This window comes from Sorangium sp. So ce1014 (assembly GCF_051521505.1).
Lineage (GTDB): Bacteria > Myxococcota_A > Polyangia > Polyangiales > Polyangiaceae > Sorangium.
On the sequence record NZ_CP150356.1, the window covers coordinates 10,769,788 to 10,783,122 of the forward strand.

General features: G+C 67.3%; 22 protein-coding genes and 1 pseudogene. 1 reads left to right on the forward strand and 22 read right to left on the reverse strand.

Annotated elements, in window-relative coordinates; all coding sequences use genetic code 11:
• Nucleotides 1-2 precede the first annotated feature (2 nt).
• Nucleotides 3-1,919: a hypothetical protein gene (locus WME75_RS40815; protein ID WP_437482343.1), complete on the forward strand. Its 1,917-nt coding sequence runs from the start codon at nt 3-5 to the stop codon at nt 1,917-1,919.
• 221 nt (nt 1,920-2,140) lie between these two features.
• Here the strand turns inward: WME75_RS40815 and rplQ are convergent, their stop codons facing one another.
• From rplQ to rplP, 22 genes and pseudogenes are all read right to left on the reverse strand, one after another.
• Nucleotides 2,141-2,662 (reverse strand): 50S ribosomal protein L17, encoded by a 522-nt coding sequence (gene rplQ / locus WME75_RS40820; RefSeq protein WP_437482346.1) that lies wholly within the window; start codon nt 2,660-2,662, stop codon nt 2,141-2,143.
• Between the two features lie 20 nt (nt 2,663-2,682).
• Complete coding sequence (locus tag WME75_RS40825; RefSeq protein ID WP_437482349.1) at nt 2,683-3,723, reverse strand: DNA-directed RNA polymerase subunit alpha; 1,041 nt, start codon at nt 3,721-3,723, stop codon at nt 2,683-2,685.
• Nucleotides 3,724-3,931: 208 nt separating this feature from the next.
• On the reverse strand, nt 3,932-4,561 hold the full coding sequence (gene rpsD / locus WME75_RS40830; protein WP_437482352.1) for a 30S ribosomal protein S4: 630 nt from the start codon (nt 4,559-4,561) through the stop codon (nt 3,932-3,934).
• A gap of 11 nt (nt 4,562-4,572) precedes the next feature.
• The gene (rpsK, locus tag WME75_RS40835) at nt 4,573-4,983 is read right to left on the reverse strand and encodes a 30S ribosomal protein S11 (protein ID WP_437482355.1); all 411 of its coding nucleotides are present in this window, start codon (nt 4,981-4,983) and stop codon (nt 4,573-4,575) included.
• A gap of 20 nt (nt 4,984-5,003) precedes the next feature.
• Complete coding sequence (gene rpsM / locus WME75_RS40840) at nt 5,004-5,384, reverse strand: 30S ribosomal protein S13 (protein WP_437482358.1); 381 nt, start codon at nt 5,382-5,384, stop codon at nt 5,004-5,006.
• Nucleotides 5,385-5,427: 43 nt separating this feature from the next.
• Nucleotides 5,428-5,544, reverse strand: a complete 117-nt coding sequence (rpmJ, locus tag WME75_RS40845) for a 50S ribosomal protein L36 (protein ID WP_012240549.1) — start codon at nt 5,542-5,544, stop codon at nt 5,428-5,430.
• A 28-nt stretch (nt 5,545-5,572) separates the two neighbouring features.
• On the reverse strand, nt 5,573-5,824 hold the full coding sequence (gene infA, locus WME75_RS40850; RefSeq protein WP_437482361.1) for a translation initiation factor IF-1: 252 nt from the start codon (nt 5,822-5,824) through the stop codon (nt 5,573-5,575).
• On the reverse strand, nt 5,821-6,462 hold the full coding sequence (locus WME75_RS40855) for an adenylate kinase (protein ID WP_437482363.1): 642 nt from the start codon (nt 6,460-6,462) through the stop codon (nt 5,821-5,823). The genes infA and WME75_RS40855 overlap by 4 nt, the downstream gene beginning before the upstream one ends.
• Before the next feature lie 10 nt (nt 6,463-6,472).
• The gene (secY, locus tag WME75_RS40860) at nt 6,473-7,801 is read right to left on the reverse strand and encodes a preprotein translocase subunit SecY (protein WP_437482366.1); all 1,329 of its coding nucleotides are present in this window, start codon (nt 7,799-7,801) and stop codon (nt 6,473-6,475) included.
• Nucleotides 7,802-7,845: 44 nt separating this feature from the next.
• A complete protein-coding gene (gene rplO / locus WME75_RS40865) occupies nt 7,846-8,346 on the reverse strand; it encodes a 50S ribosomal protein L15 (RefSeq protein WP_437482369.1) in 501 nt (166 codons plus the stop codon).
• 50 nt (nt 8,347-8,396) lie between these two features.
• Nucleotides 8,397-8,600, reverse strand: coding sequence for a 50S ribosomal protein L30 (rpmD, locus tag WME75_RS40870; protein WP_020740970.1), 204 nt, complete (start codon nt 8,598-8,600; stop codon nt 8,397-8,399).
• 140 nt (nt 8,601-8,740) lie between these two features.
• Nucleotides 8,741-9,220 (reverse strand): annotated as a pseudogene (gene rpsE, locus WME75_RS40875) (30S ribosomal protein S5); the annotation flags it as partial.
• A gap of 81 nt (nt 9,221-9,301) precedes the next feature.
• A complete protein-coding gene (gene rplR, locus WME75_RS40880; RefSeq protein ID WP_437482370.1) occupies nt 9,302-9,661 on the reverse strand; it encodes a 50S ribosomal protein L18 in 360 nt (119 codons plus the stop codon).
• Between the two features lie 47 nt (nt 9,662-9,708).
• On the reverse strand, nt 9,709-10,338 hold the full coding sequence (gene rplF / locus WME75_RS40885; protein WP_437482373.1) for a 50S ribosomal protein L6: 630 nt from the start codon (nt 10,336-10,338) through the stop codon (nt 9,709-9,711).
• The gene (gene rpsH / locus WME75_RS40890; protein WP_437482376.1) at nt 10,338-10,733 is read right to left on the reverse strand and encodes a 30S ribosomal protein S8; all 396 of its coding nucleotides are present in this window, start codon (nt 10,731-10,733) and stop codon (nt 10,338-10,340) included. Before rpsH ends, rplF begins: the two co-directional genes overlap by 1 nt.
• A gap of 4 nt (nt 10,734-10,737) precedes the next feature.
• Nucleotides 10,738-10,923, reverse strand: a complete 186-nt coding sequence (locus tag WME75_RS40895) for a type Z 30S ribosomal protein S14 (protein ID WP_437482379.1) — start codon at nt 10,921-10,923, stop codon at nt 10,738-10,740.
• A 10-nt stretch (nt 10,924-10,933) separates the two neighbouring features.
• Complete coding sequence (gene rplE, locus WME75_RS40900; protein ID WP_437482382.1) at nt 10,934-11,662, reverse strand: 50S ribosomal protein L5; 729 nt, start codon at nt 11,660-11,662, stop codon at nt 10,934-10,936.
• 2 nt (nt 11,663-11,664) lie between these two features.
• Nucleotides 11,665-11,982: a 50S ribosomal protein L24 gene (gene rplX / locus WME75_RS40905; protein ID WP_437482384.1), complete on the reverse strand. Its 318-nt coding sequence runs from the start codon at nt 11,980-11,982 to the stop codon at nt 11,665-11,667.
• Nucleotides 11,982-12,350: a 50S ribosomal protein L14 gene (gene rplN, locus WME75_RS40910; protein WP_020740977.1), complete on the reverse strand. Its 369-nt coding sequence runs from the start codon at nt 12,348-12,350 to the stop codon at nt 11,982-11,984. Before rplN ends, rplX begins: the two co-directional genes overlap by 1 nt.
• Nucleotides 12,351-12,354: 4 nt before the next feature.
• Nucleotides 12,355-12,705 carry a 30S ribosomal protein S17 gene (gene rpsQ / locus WME75_RS40915; RefSeq protein ID WP_437482387.1) on the reverse strand — a complete coding sequence of 117 codons (351 nt, stop codon included), beginning with the start codon at nt 12,703-12,705 and terminating at the stop codon, nt 12,355-12,357.
• Between the two features lie 2 nt (nt 12,706-12,707).
• Nucleotides 12,708-12,911, reverse strand: coding sequence for a 50S ribosomal protein L29 (gene rpmC, locus WME75_RS40920; RefSeq protein ID WP_437482390.1), 204 nt, complete (start codon nt 12,909-12,911; stop codon nt 12,708-12,710).
• An 8-nt stretch (nt 12,912-12,919) separates the two neighbouring features.
• On the reverse strand, nt 12,920-13,333 hold the full coding sequence (rplP, locus tag WME75_RS40925) for a 50S ribosomal protein L16 (RefSeq protein ID WP_437482393.1): 414 nt from the start codon (nt 13,331-13,333) through the stop codon (nt 12,920-12,922).
• Nucleotides 13,334-13,335: the final 2 nt, after the last annotated feature.

Here is a 13,335-nt window from a genome sequence, read left to right on the forward strand (position 1 = left end):
GCTTGGCACCCAGCTCGTCGGATCCGAGGAGCGCAGGCGCGCGGCCGTCGCGGAGAGGCAGCCCGGCGTGCGCGTGGCTCGTCCTGCTCAGCCTGATCGCGGCCGCGCCGCTCGCGCCGCCCCTGGCGCACGCCGCCGCGCAGCGCGACGCTGGCGCCGCTGCGCCGGCCTCCTCGGCGCTCCCGGAGCTCCCGCGCCTCGCTCCGATCGCCCGTCCGGAGCCCGACATCACCGCGGTCCGCGAGCTCGATCGCGTGCTCGACCAGATCACGTCGCAGGACGCCCGCTCACGGGAGAGCGCCCGCGCGTCCCTTGACGAGCCGATCTCCGGCATCGTCGATGCGGTTCGGCTCCGCGTGCAGGACATCCGCGGATCGATCGATCGCGACGCGGCGCCCCGCGTGCTCGCGGAGGCGCGCAGAGAGGGGCGCAAGGCGCTGAAGGGCGACAAAGGCGATGACGCGCGCGACGGCAAGAAGAAGGGCGCGGACGCGAAGGACCTCAAGGGCGCGAAGAAGAGCGCGGGCGACGCCAAGAAGGACGCCAAGGGCGCGAAGAAGAGCGCGGGCGACGTCAAGAAGGACGCCAAGGCCGACCAGGGCGCGAAGAAGGGCGCCGGCGACGAGAAGGACGAGGCCGAGGGCGACTGGGTGGATTTCATGCTCGCCGTGCCTCGGCCGCGCGACAGCGCGTGGCGCGATGTCGTGAAGCTGCTCGCGATGGAGCGGATGCTCGTCGCTGCGGGCACGACGCCGGCGATCCGCGAGCTCATCGCGCTGCACGCCTATTTCGGCGAGCTGCTCCGCATCGATCTCCAGCGGCAGATCGCCAAGCTGCGCGACAAGGCGGTCCCCGCGCTGATCGAGGCGCGCCAGCACGACGCCAAGATCGTCCAGCGATGGGCCAACAAGCAGCTCGATCTGCTCGGCCGGGCGATCCCCGGCGAGGCGATCGCGTCGAACGACACGCAGATCCTCGCCGACGTCCTCCGCGCGTACGGCCGCGTCCGGGACGTGGACGCCATGCGCGTGATCCTGAGCTTCTGCAACAGCGACCGCGCGCGGCTGCGCGACGCTGCGCGCGAGGCCATCTCTGCGATCGGCGAGCCCGGCGTCTGGCAGCTCCGCGACGCCTACCTGAACCTCACGGGCGACAAGCCGCCGCGCGAGTGGTCGTGGGACCGGATCGCGCGCGAGCTCTTCGCGACGTACGATCGCGCTCGCCTCGCCGAGGTGTACAACCTGATGGACGAGGGTGTCGCCGCGGCGAGCGCGAACAAGCTCGCCGAAGCGACCGACGCGTTCGACCGGGTCCTCGCCCGCGCGCCGCTCTTCGAGCGCCGCAAGGAGATGGTGGGGGCCTACGTCGAGCGGGCGAAGTCGCTGCCGGCCGACCGACGCGACGACGCGCTCGCGATGCTGCGCAAGGCGCTGCGCCTCGACCCGACCGGCGAGCACGCGGGGAGGATCGAGGCCGAGATCGCCTACCACGAGGGCGTGCTCCTCATCGATCGCGGCACGCCGGACAAGTTCGTGCTCGAGCGTGCGCTCGAGCTCGACCCAGGCCACGCCGGGGCGAGGGCGGCGCTCGCGTCCCTCGGGGACAAGGTCGCCGAGCGGAAGAGCCAGAAGAACCGCTACATCGCCGCGGGAGCGGTGGGGTTCGTCGCCCTGCTCGCGATGTTCTTCCTTGCCCGACGCCGGAGCGAGCCGGCGCCGTCTCGACTGCAGCCGAGCTCCGCTCCGCCGCAACCGCCGGCGTCTCCCGGCCCGGAGCCGTCTCGAGAGCCGGCGCTACCGGCTGACCCGGCGCCGTCTGCCGCCGCCTCGGAAGCAACCCCTGCCCTTCCGGTCGAACAGATCGAGCCGGCAGGACCGCGAAGCGACGACGCACCTGAAGCCGGACCGCTCAACCGCTGAGCCACGGCACGCGCCCCGATGGACGTTGGCGCAGAAATTCTACAGCGTTGGTGCAGTCGCTGTGCCTCACCTGGACTACTCCGGGGAGCTCGCGACATCGAGGGGCCGGCGCGCTGATCGCGCGTCGGCTCACAACGCAGAGACGCCGGGGGAGCTCATGGCTCTCCCGGCGTGCTCTCTGCAACTGCGCCGGCGTTACCGGGCGCCAGCCTGCATCCGGCTCAGCCGGCGGTCGTCGCCGGCGTAGCCGGCTCCGCTGCGGCGACCGGTTCGGCCGCCTGCGCGGGTGCGTCGTCCTCGACCGGAGGCGCGTCGATGAACTCGATGAGGCTCATCGGCGCGTTGTCGCCGCGACGCGGCCCGAGCTTGATGATCCGCGTGTAGCCACCCGGACGCCCCTCGAAGCGCTTCGAGAGATCGATCATCACCTTCGCGATGATATCGACCTTCTTGCCATCGGTCTCGACCCCCCAGCGAGGGATGTAGCTGCCGACGAGCCGCTCGGCGTGAAGCCGGCGCGCTCTGTCGCCGGGGTTGAGCTCCGCGTGCGCGGTATACGCGACCTTGCCGAGCCGCGTCGCCTTGGTGATGAGCCGCTCGGCAACGCGCCGCAGCTCCTTCGCCTTGGCGTCGGTCGTCTCGATCCGCTCGTGGGTGATCAGGTTCGCCGTCAGGTTGCGAAGCATCGCCCTGCGGCTGGAGGTATCCCGACCAAACTGCCTGCCAGCTTTCTTGTGACGCATGACGTTCCCTCAGTACCGACTCACGCCTGCGCCTGCTGCGCCTTCCAGCGCTCGAGGAGCTGCGGCCAGTTGTCGATCTTCATCCCGAGCGAGAGCCCCATGTTCGCGAGGATCTCTTTGATTTCCTTCAGCGACTTGCGGCCGAAGTTCTTGGTCTTGAGCATGTCCTGCTCGGTGCGCTGCACCAGCTCGCCGATGAGCGTGATGTTCGCGTTCTGCAAGCAGTTCGCGGAGCGGACGCTGAGCTCGAGCTCCTCGACGGAGCGGAACAGGTTCTCGTTGAGCGGCTCGTCGTCGCTCAATACCGCCTGGTAGCTCGTCTCCTCGCTCTCCTCGAAGTTGACCCAGATGGAGAGCTGCTCCTTGAGGATCTTCGCGGCGAACGCGACCGCATCCGCAGGCGACACGGAGCCGTTGGTCCAGACCTCGAGCGTGAGCTTGTCGTAGTCGGTCACCTGCCCGACGCGGGCGTTCTGCACGGTGTAGTTCACCTTGCGGATGGGCGAGAACAGCGCGTCGATCGGGATCGTCCCGATGGGCATGGTCGGCGTCTTGTTCCGCTCGGCGGGCACGTAGCCGCGGCCCACGTTCACCGTGAGCTCCATCGAGAGCGGGCCCTTCTTGTCGAGCACGGCGACGAGGTGGTCGGGGTTGAGCACCGACAGCCCATCCACTAGCTGGATGTCGCGCGCGTACACGGGCCCGGCCCCCTCACGATCGATCCGCACCGAGTACGTCTTCGGGGTCGCCGCCTTGAAGACGACCTCCTTCACGTTGAGGATGATGTCGCTGACGTCCTCGACCACGTCCGGCACGGTGGTGAACTCGTGCAGCGCGCCCTCGATGCGGATGGCCGTCGCAGCCGCCCCCTGAAGGGAGGAGAGCAGCACGCGGCGCAGCGAGTTCCCGATCGTGATCCCGAAGCCGCGCTCCAGGGGCTCACACGTGAACTTGGCGTAGAACTGGGTCCCGGTGTCCGCGTCGATCGAGATGCCCTTGGGCCGGATCAGATCGCGCCAGTTACGGGCGATCATCGTGAGGTTCGGGCTGTTCATCGTCATGGCGATCTCCTTCCTTCATGAGGTTTGCGCGGAGGTCTCACGCCGCGGCCGCACTCGACCGGACGGCGCCGCCTCCTGCCCGCATTCTTGGCTCCATCCGCCTGCGCGTCCGCGCGCAGGACAGCGACGCGGAGGGGAGCCCGCAGCGAACGACCGCACCCTGCAAGGTGCGCTCGTGACGCTGCCCTCCCCCGCGCCGCCCTCGCGATCAGCGCGAGTAGTACTCGACGACGAGCTGCTCGCGAATCTCGGGCTCGTTGAGGTCCTCGCGGATCGGAGCGCCCTTGACCGCTCCGGTGAACGCCGCGCGATCCACCTCGATCCAGCTCGCGACCGGGCGCTTGTCCGCGCCCCCGACGGACGCGAGGACGCTCTTGAACTTGCGCGCCCCCTCGGTGAGGTCGATCCGATCACCGGCCCGCACGACGTAGCTCGGGATGTCCAGCCGCTTGCCGTTCACATGAACGTGCCCGTGCCGGACGAGCTGACGCGCTTCGGCGCGAGACGAGCCGAAGCCCATCCGGTGCACCACGTTGTCAAGGCGCCGCTCCAGCAGCGCGAGCATCTCCTCGCCCGTCCGGCCCTTGCGCCGGTTGGCCTCCTGGAAATACCCGCTGAACTGCCGCTCGAGCACGCCGTAGATGCGTCGCACCTTTTGCTTCTCGCGCAGGCGCACCGCGTACTCGCTCAGCTTGATGCGCCCCTGGCCGTGCTGGCCGGGCGGATACGGGCGCCGCGTGTACGCGCACTTCTCGGAATAGCACCGCTCTCCCTTGAGGTAGAGCTTCATCCCCTCGCGGCGGCAGAGCTTGCAGACCGGACCAATGTAGCGAGCCATCGTGAATTACCTCAAACCCTGCGCCGCTTCGGCGGCCGGCAACCGTTGTGGGGGATCGGCGTGACGTCGCGGATCAGCGTCACCTTGAAGCCCGCGGTCTGAAGCGCGCGGAGCGCGCTCTCGCGCCCGGCTCCCGGGCCCTTCACGAACACGGCGACCGAGCGCATCCCGTGCTCCTGCGCCCGCCGCGCGGCCTCTTCCGCCGCCAGCTGCGCGGCGAACGGCGTCGACTTGCGCGATCCCTTGAAGCCGCGAGCGCCAGCGGACGACCACGCGATCGCGTTGCCGTTGATGTCCGTGATCGTCACGACCGTGTTGTTGAAGGTCGACTGAATGTGCGCGATGCCCGCGGAAACATTCTTCCTGACCTTCTTCTTCTGCTTGGTCTTGGTGTTCGTGGCAGCCGTCTTCGCTTGCGCCATGGCGTCCTAATCCCCGCTCGTCACTTGGCCGCGGCCGGACGCCGCTGCAACATGCCCTTGCGCGGACCCTTCCGGGTGCGCGCGTTCGTGTGCGTCCTCTGCCCGTTCGCCGGGAGGCCGCGCCGGTGGCGAAGCCCGCGGTAGCAGCCGAGGTCCATGAGCCGCTTGATGTTGAGCTGCACCTCGCGCCGCAGGTCGCCCTCGACCTTGTACTCGGCGTCCAAGAGGTCGCGGATCGCCTTGACCTCAGCGTCGCTGAGCTCCTCGACCCGCTTGTCCTGCGGGATGTTGGTCCTCGCGCAGATTCGCAACGAGAGAGTCCGCCCGATGCCGTAGAGGTACGGCAGGGCGTAGGCGACATGCTTCCGACGCGGGAGATCGACACCAGCGATACGAGCCATGGTTACTCCAAACCGAAACGGGGGCGGGCTTCCGCCGAAAGAGCTAGTTCCCCTGGCGCTGCTTGTGGCGGGGGTTCTCGCAGATGATCCGAACGACACCACGCCGCCGCACCACCTTGCACTTGTCGCAGATCTTCTTGACGCTCGGGCGCACCTTCACGGGGAGCCTCCAGATTCCTCAGAATACGTTATTTATGCCGGTACGTGATCCGGCCCCGGCTCGGGTCGTACGGCGAGACCTCGACGGTCACGCGGTCGCCCGGCAGAATCTTGATGTAATACTGCCGCATCCGGCCGCTGATGGTCGCGAGGACGCCCAGGCCGTTGTCCGCCTTCACGCGAAACATGGCGTTCGGCAGGGCCTCTTGAACCACGCCGTCGAACTCGAGCTTGTCGCCCTTGGGTTCTTTCGGCGGTCTGGTCTGTCTATTACGCCTCATTCTCCACCCGAGCCCGATCGGCCGATGGCCGACAGTACCCTGTGCGTAACTTCGTCTGGCTTCCCGACCCCATCGACGCGATGCAGCAGCTGCTTCTGTTCGTAGAACGGAAGCAGGGCAGCCGTCATCGCCTCGTAGGCATCGAGACGCTTGGTAACAGCCTCGGGCCGATCATCGGCCCGATGCTCTAGCTCCGCACCGGGGGGCGGCGGATTATAAACGAGATGATATATCTGTCCACTGCGTTTGTCAGTCCGGCGATGGATCAGCCGCTCCTCCAGCAGAGGGCGCGGAACGTCCAGCTGGAGCACCGCGTCGATCCGCCTGCCGCCCTGACGGGCGAGGAGCTCGTCGAGCGCGTTCGCCTGGGGCACAGTCCTGGGAAATCCGTCCAGAAGGAAACCGCCACCGCAGTCGGGCTCGGCCGTCCGCTCAGCGATGAGGCCGATGACGGCCTCATCCGGCAGGAGTCCGCCAGAGTCCATGATGTCCAGGTATCGCTTCTCCAGCGTACCCGCCCGCTTCGCCTCACGCAGCATGTCGCCGGTCGAGATCTGCGGGATACCGAAGCGTGCGCAGAGCAGCTTCGCCTGCGTACCCTTCCCAGCTCCAGGAGGCCCCACCAGAACCAAGATCATTTGCCCTCCATCACGCTTCCGGGAGCTTGCGGCCCCGGATACGGGTGGCACCGGGGCCCGTCAGCCCCTCGTAGCTCCGCGTGATCAGGTGCGCCTCCAGCTGGTTCACCGTGTCGAGCGCGACGCCCACGACGATCATGAGCGACGTGCCGCCGAAGCCGAAGGGGATACGCAGCAGGTTGCCGACGATCGAGGGAACCACGCACACCGCGGCGACGTAGAGCGCGCCGCCCACGGTGATCCGCTGGATCACCCGGTGGATGTAGTCCGCCGTCTGCTTGCCTGGCCGGATCCCGGGGATGTTTGCCTGCTGCTTCTTCAGGTTCTCGGCGACGTCCACCGGCTGAAACGTCACGTTCGTGTAGAAGAAGCAGAAGAAGATGATGAGCAGCGCGTAACCGGTGTTGAAGACCCAGTCCCCCCGGTTGATGATCGCCTGGATCTGCTCGGCTCCGGGCACGTTCATGTTCGCGAGCGTCTGCGGGAACATCAGCAGCGACGACGCGAAGATGGGGGGGATGGTACCCGCAGTGTTCACCTTGAGCGGCAGGTGGGCCGTCTGCCCGCCATAGACGCGGCGGCCGACCTGGCGCCGCGAGTACACGATCGGGATCTGACGCCTGCCGTTCTCGAAGAACGCGATGACCCCGATGACGAGCACGATGAACACGACGATCGCGGCCATCGACAGCGGCTGGAGATCGCCGGCGTTCTGCGCGAAGTAGTTGCCGATCTCGCCGGGGATGCTGGTGATGATGCTCGCGAAGATCAGGAGCGAGACGCCGTTCGAGACGCCGCGCTCGGTGATCTGCTCGCCGATCCACATCAGGAACGCGGTCCCGGTCGTCAGCGTGATGACCGTCATCAGCTGGAAGCCGATACCAGGGTGGTTCACGATGCCGGCGCCCGTCTCGCTGCTCGACAGGCCCTCCAGCATCTTCGCGATCGAGAAGGACTGGAACAGCGAGAGGGCGACCGTGCCGTAACGCGTGTACTGATCGAGCCGGCGACGCCCCTGCTCGCCCTCTTTACGCAGCTCGTCGATGGGCTTGTACACCATGCCCATGAGCTGCATGATGATCGATGCCGAGATGTACGGCATGATCCCAAGCGCGAAGATCGACAGGTTCTCCAGGGCTCCGCCGGAGAACATGTTCAGGAAGCCAACGAGCCCGCCGGACTGCTTCGCGACGTACTGTCGCATCGCGTTCCGGTCCACACCCGGGGTCGTCACGAAGACGCCGACCCGGTAGACCGCGAGCATCACCAGCGTGAAGATCACGCGTCGCCGGAGCTCCGGGATCTTGTGGAAGTTGGTGATTCCCGCGAGGCTGGCCATAGGCGATCCTGGACTCCGGCTTGAAGGGTGCGCCTGCGCGCTGGCTACGAGGACGAGGAGTCCGTCGCGTTGGCCTGGGACGCGGGCGACGCGGGCGACGCGAGCACGACCGCCTTGCCCCCCGCCTTCTCGATCTTCTCGATCGCTCCCTTGGAGAAGCGATGCGCGATCACCGTGAGCTTCTTCGTGAGCTCACCGCCGCCGAGGATCTTCACGACGTCGAAGCGACCCTGCACGAGGCGGGTCGCATGGAGCGAGACAAGATCGACCTGAACGCCGTCGTCGAACGCCTCGAGGGAGCCGACGTTGACGTTGACCACGATGTCCGCGAGCGGATTCCGGAAGCCACGCTTCGGGAGGCGACGCTGGATCGGCGTCTGTCCACCCTGGAAGTGCTTCTTGTTGATGTTGCCGCCCGCCCGAGCCTTCTGCCCTTTTTGTCCGCGGCCAGACGTCTTGCCGACGCCCGATCCCACGCCGCGGCCAACGCGGAGCCTCTTGGTTACGGCGCCTTCAGGGGCTTGGAGCTTAGAAAGGATGTCCATGTTTCACACTTCCGTACGCGGCAACTCCGCTGGAATGACGATCTCGCTTCTCAGGACTTCGGGGAGGCTGCCTCGTCGGCGACCTCCTCCACCTCGACGAGGTGGAGGATCTTCTTCACCATGCCACGGAACGAGGGCGTGTTCGCGACGACCACCTCGGACCCCGGCCCACGCAGGCCGAGGCCCTTGATGACCTTGCGGGTGTGCTCGACCTGGCCGATGTTGCTGGCCTTCTGGCGTACGCGGAGCTTCACTGCGAGCCTCCTTCGCCACCACCGCCCTGCGCCTGCGGCTGCGCCTGCGCCGCGCCGCCCGGCCCGGGGGGCGCCACGCTCACGCGCCGGCGGCCCGCGGTGTTCGTACCGCCGCGGCGCTGGTAGTCGAGCGAGTCGAGCTGCATCGACCGCTTCCCGGCGACGCTCTCGGGGCTCTTCAGCCCGCGGAGCGCCGCGACGGTCGCGTGCACGACGTTGTGCGGGTTGCTCGTGCCGAGCGACTTCGACAGCACGTCGTGGATCCCCGCCGACTCGACGACGGCGCGCACCGCGCCGCCGGCGATGACGCCCGTCCCAGGGCTGGCCGGCTTCAGCAGAACCTTGCCTGCCCCGACGTGACCAAACGAGTCGTGCGGGATCGTCACACCGTCCAGCGGGATGCGGAACAGGTTCTTGCGAGCCTGATCGTTCCCCTTGCGGATGGCCTCCGGCACCTCGTTGGCCTTGCCCAGGCCGACGCCCACGTGCCCCGCTTCGTCGCCCACCACGACCAGCGCCGAGAAGCTGAAACGCCGGCCGCCCTTGACGACCTTGGCGACGCGGTTGATGTGGATGACTCGCTCTTTCAGCTTCTCTTCGTCGACATGATCGAACGCCATAACCCGTCCTCTATCACGTTCTCCGCCGCGGCAGTTGACCGCGCCCGCCGCCCTTCACCATCAGGGCAGCGGCTGTGGGAGTCAGAAATCGAGACCTGCCTCGCGGGCTGCCTGGGCGAGGGCGCTGACGCGCCCGTGATACAGATAGCCGTTGCGGTCGAAGACCACCTTGCCGATCTGCTTCTCTTTGCAGATCTTCGCGATCAGCGCCCCGACCTTCTTCGCCGCCTCGACCTTGTTGTCCTCGTCGAGGGAGCCCTTCAGATCCTTCGACAGCGTCGAAGCGTGGGCGAGGGTCTTGCCGCTCACGTCGTCGATGACCTGCGCGTAGATGTGCTTCGAGCTGCGGAAGACGCTGAGGCGCGGGCGCTCCGGCGTCCCCTCGACCTTCTTGCGGATGCGGAGCTTCCGGCGCTCCCGACCGACGATTTTCATGCCCATGACCGTCTCGTCCCTCGGTGCAGCGGCGAACCCGCCGCCGCTCGCCTTTACTTCTTGCCGCCCTTGCCGGCCTTGCCAGCCTTCTCCCGCACGCGCTCACCGCGGTAACGCACGCCCTTGCCGCCGTACGGCTCCGGCGGCCTGAAGCCGCGGATCGTAGCGGCCGTCTGCCCGATGAGCTCCTTGTCCGCACCCGTCAGGACGAGGACCGTGCCCTTCGAGTCCGCCGGGATCGCCGCGGTGAGGCCCGTCGGCACCGCGAAGGTCACCGGATGCGAGAAGCCGAGGGCGAAGTTCAGCGTCGTGCCCTTGAGCTCGACGCGATAGCCGGTCCCCTTGAGCTCGAGCGTCCGCTCGTACCCCTCGGCGACGCCCTTCACCATCGCGGCCACGAGCGCCCGGGTGAGCCCCTGGAGGCGCGATCCGTCGCGTCCAGGCGCCGCCGAGCTCACGAGCAGCTTGCCCCCGTCGAGCTTGACGTCCACCTTGTCGGTGAACGCGCGGGAGAGCTGCCCCTTCGGGCCCTTGACGTCGATCTTCCGGCCGCTGACGGTCGCGGTGACCCCCTTCGGCAGATCGATCGGACGCTTGCCAACGCGCGACGTCTTCGTCGCGAGCCGGCTGTCACCGTTCGCGTTGCCCTTCGCGGGCTGGGCTGCGTTCGCCTGAGCTTCCATCACCACACCTCGCAGAGCAGCTCGCCGCCCATCTTCAGGCGGCGCGCATCCCTGTCGCTCATGAGCCCGCGGGACGTGCTCAGGATCGAGATCCCGAGCCCGCTGAACACGCGCGGGATCCTGTCGTGGCGCACGTACACGCGGCGCCCGGGGCGGGAGACGCGGCGCACGCCGTCGATCGCGCTCTGGCGGTCGCGCCCGTACTTGAGCACGATCGTCAGCTTCTTGGGACCCTCGCCCTCGGTCTCGCGCACGTCGGCGATGAAGCCCTCGGACTTGAGGATCTCCGCAACCGCAGCCTTGATGCGGCTCGCGGGGACTTCGGTCCGGTCGTGCCGCGCGAGCGCCGCGTTGCGAATGCGGGTCAGCATGTCGGCGATGGGATCGGTCATCATAGAATCACCAGCTGGCCTTGATCACACCAGGGAGCTCACCACGGAGCGCGAACAGCCGAAGGCAGATACGGCAGAGCTCGAAGTCGCGGTAGTAAGCGCGCGAGCGCCCGCACACCTTGCAACGGTTCTTTTGCCGCGTAGAAAACTTCGGCGGACGGTTCAGCTTCGCAAACTCTTTTGCACGGGCCATCGAAAATCCCTCAATGCCGGAACGGGATGCCAAGCTCGGTGAGGAGCGCGCGTCCTTCTTCGTCCGTCTTCGCCGTGGTCACGAACGAGATGTTGAGCCCCTTCACGACATCGATCTTGTCGTAGTCGATCTCGGGGAAGATGATCTGCTCGCGCAGGCCCATCGTGAAGTTGCCCTTGCCGTCGAACCCCTTCGGGCTGACGCCCTTGAAGTCGCGGACGCGCGGCAGGGAGAACGCGATCAGGCGATCCACGAACTCCCACATCCGCTCAGCGCGCAGGGTCACCATCACCCCGATGGGCAGGTTCTCGCGCAGCTTGAAGGTCGCGATCGACTTACGGGCACGGGTCACCACCGGCTTCTGGCCGGAGATCGCCCGCATGTCCTCGACCGCCGAGTCGATGATCTTCGGGTTCTGCACCGCGGCGCCGAGCCCCATGTTGATGACCACCTTCTGCAGGCGGGGCACCATCATCGGGTTCTTGTAGCCGAACCGCTTCGTGAGCGCGGCCGTCGCGTTCTTCTGGTAGTGCGCGCGCAGCCGCGGAGTGTAGTTCGGGTCGCGCGGGCGCACCTCGGCCGGCTCAGAGGCCTCGGCCTCCGCGCCCTTGCCCTTGGCGCCCCTGGCTTCCTTGCTCTTGGCGGGCGCCTGCGGCTTGGCCTGCTGCGGCTGCTTGGGCTTATCCTTGCCCTTGCCGCCGTCCTTGGCCGCCTTGTCCTTGTCCTTCTTGTCCGCCATGGCTAGCCCACACCGATCGCGCTGCCGCTCTTGCCGACGCGCGTCTTCTTGCCGTCCTCACCGACGCGGACCTTCACACGCGTCGGCTTGCCCGTCGCCGGATCGACCGGCATGACATTCGAGGCGTGAATCGGCGCCTCCTTGGTGATCTTCCCGCCCTCCTGGTTGCGCGGCGTGGGCCGCTGATGGCGGGTCACCGTGTTCAGGCCCTCCACCACCACGCGCTCCTCGTCGGCGAGGATCTTGGTGATGCGGCCCTGCTTCCCCTGCTCCTTGCCGCTGATGACCTGTACGAGGTCACCGACTTTGAGGCGCTTCATCAGAGGACCTCCGGCGCGAGCGAGATGATCTTCATGAACTTCTTCGCGCGAAGCTCGCGAGCGACCGGCCCGAAGATGCGGGTACCGATCGGCTCCTTCTCCTTGTTGATGAGGACCGCGCTGTTCCCATCAAACTTAATGTAGCTGCCGTCCGAGCGGAGGTACTCCCGGGCGGTGCGGACGACGACGGCGCGCGCCGTGTCCCCCTTCTTCACCTTGGTCCCCGGCAACGCCTCCTTGATCGAGACGACGATGACGTCGCCGAGGGCGGCGTACTTGCGGCGCGAGCCGCCGAGCACCTTGATGCACTTCACGATTCGGGCGCCGGAGTTGTCCGCGACCTCGAGATGCGTCGACACCTGGATCATGGCGTTACTCCTCCACCGGCCGGGCAACGAGCTTGGTCACGAGCCACCGCTTGTCGCGGGAGATCGGCCTGTGCTCCGTGATCTCGACGCGATCGCCCACCTTGTACTGGTTCGTCTCGTCGTGCGCCTTGTAGCGCTCCCGCTGACGGACGTACTTCTTGTACACAGGGTCGAGCGCGTTCCGGATGACCTCGACGATGACCGTCTTGTTCATCTTGTCGCTGGTCACCTTGCCGACCAGCTTGCGCCGGAAGCCGTGCGTCTTCGCCTCGGTCTCGGCCTGCGCAGGCGCCGCGGCTGCCAGCTCGGTCGCCGCAGCGACCGGCTGCTGGTTCTCTGCCTTCTTCTTCGCCATGGCTACGCCTTCTCCTCGGCACGCGTGCGCTGCGTGAGGATCGTCTTCACCCGCGCGAGATCCCGCTTCGCCTTGCGGATCGTCGCCGTGTCGTTCAGCCGATTCGTAAAATTCTTGAACCGCGCCTCGAACAGGCCCGCCGCCAGCGACTTCTCGAGCTCGCGCAGGTGCTCGGTGGTGCGTTCACGCAAATCCTTCGCCTTCATCGCCTACCTCACGTCAGCCCGCGGACGAGGAACTTGCATTGCATCGGGAGCTTGTGCGACGCGAGGCGGAACGCCTCCTTCGCAATCTCCTCGGTCACGCCGCTGATCTCGTACATCACGCGGCCCGGCTTCACGACGGCGCACCACTCCTCGGGCGCGCCCTTGCCCCCGCCCATGCGGACCTCGAGCGGCTTCTTCGTCACCGGACGGTCCGGGAAGATGCGGATCCAGAGCTTGCCCGCGCGCTTCACGTGCCGCTGGATCGCCATACGAGCCGCCTCGATCTGCCGCGAGGTGACGCGGGCAGGCTCGACGCACTGGAGCGCGAAGTCGCCGAAGGAGACGTCGCTGCCCGTCATGGCGAGGCCGCGGTTGTTCCCCTTCTGCATCTTGCGGAACTTGGTTCGCTTCGGAGACAGCATTC

Excerpts from the sequence above, each read along its gene's own strand:
- rplQ (WP_437482346.1), bottom strand. The coding sequence starts at position 2,662 with ATGCGTCACAAGAAAGCTGGCAGGCAGTTTGGTCGGGATACCTCCAGC.
- WME75_RS40825 (WP_437482349.1), bottom strand. The coding sequence starts at position 3,723 with ATGACGATGAACAGCCCGAACCTCACGATGATCGCCCGTAACTGGCGC.
- rpsD (WP_437482352.1), bottom strand. The coding sequence starts at position 4,561 with ATGGCTCGCTACATTGGTCCGGTCTGCAAGCTCTGCCGCCGCGAGGGG.
- rpsK (WP_437482355.1), bottom strand. The coding sequence starts at position 4,983 with ATGGCGCAAGCGAAGACGGCTGCCACGAACACCAAGACCAAGCAGAAG.
- rpsM (WP_437482358.1), bottom strand. The coding sequence starts at position 5,384 with ATGGCTCGTATCGCTGGTGTCGATCTCCCGCGTCGGAAGCATGTCGCC.
- infA (WP_437482361.1), bottom strand. The coding sequence starts at position 5,824 with ATGAGGCGTAATAGACAGACCAGACCGCCGAAAGAACCCAAGGGCGAC.
- WME75_RS40855 (WP_437482363.1), bottom strand. The coding sequence starts at position 6,462 with ATGATCTTGGTTCTGGTGGGGCCTCCTGGAGCTGGGAAGGGTACGCAG.
- secY (WP_437482366.1), bottom strand. The coding sequence starts at position 7,801 with ATGGCCAGCCTCGCGGGAATCACCAACTTCCACAAGATCCCGGAGCTC.
- rplO (WP_437482369.1), bottom strand. The coding sequence starts at position 8,346 with ATGGACATCCTTTCTAAGCTCCAAGCCCCTGAAGGCGCCGTAACCAAG.
- rplR (WP_437482370.1), bottom strand. The coding sequence starts at position 9,661 with ATGGGCATGAAAATCGTCGGTCGGGAGCGCCGGAAGCTCCGCATCCGC.
- rplF (WP_437482373.1), bottom strand. The coding sequence starts at position 10,338 with ATGGAAGCTCAGGCGAACGCAGCCCAGCCCGCGAAGGGCAACGCGAAC.
- rpsH (WP_437482376.1), bottom strand. The coding sequence starts at position 10,733 with ATGATGACCGATCCCATCGCCGACATGCTGACCCGCATTCGCAACGCG.
- WME75_RS40895 (WP_437482379.1), bottom strand. The coding sequence starts at position 10,923 with ATGGCCCGTGCAAAAGAGTTTGCGAAGCTGAACCGTCCGCCGAAGTTT.
- rplE (WP_437482382.1), bottom strand. The coding sequence starts at position 11,662 with ATGGCGGACAAGAAGGACAAGGACAAGGCGGCCAAGGACGGCGGCAAG.
- rplX (WP_437482384.1), bottom strand. The coding sequence starts at position 11,982 with ATGAAGCGCCTCAAAGTCGGTGACCTCGTACAGGTCATCAGCGGCAAG.
- rplN (WP_020740977.1), bottom strand. The coding sequence starts at position 12,350 with ATGATCCAGGTGTCGACGCATCTCGAGGTCGCGGACAACTCCGGCGCC.
- rpsQ (WP_437482387.1), bottom strand. The coding sequence starts at position 12,705 with ATGGCGAAGAAGAAGGCAGAGAACCAGCAGCCGGTCGCTGCGGCGACC.
- rpmC (WP_437482390.1), bottom strand. The coding sequence starts at position 12,911 with ATGAAGGCGAAGGATTTGCGTGAACGCACCACCGAGCACCTGCGCGAG.
- rplP (WP_437482393.1), bottom strand. The coding sequence starts at position 13,333 with ATGCTGTCTCCGAAGCGAACCAAGTTCCGCAAGATGCAGAAGGGGAAC.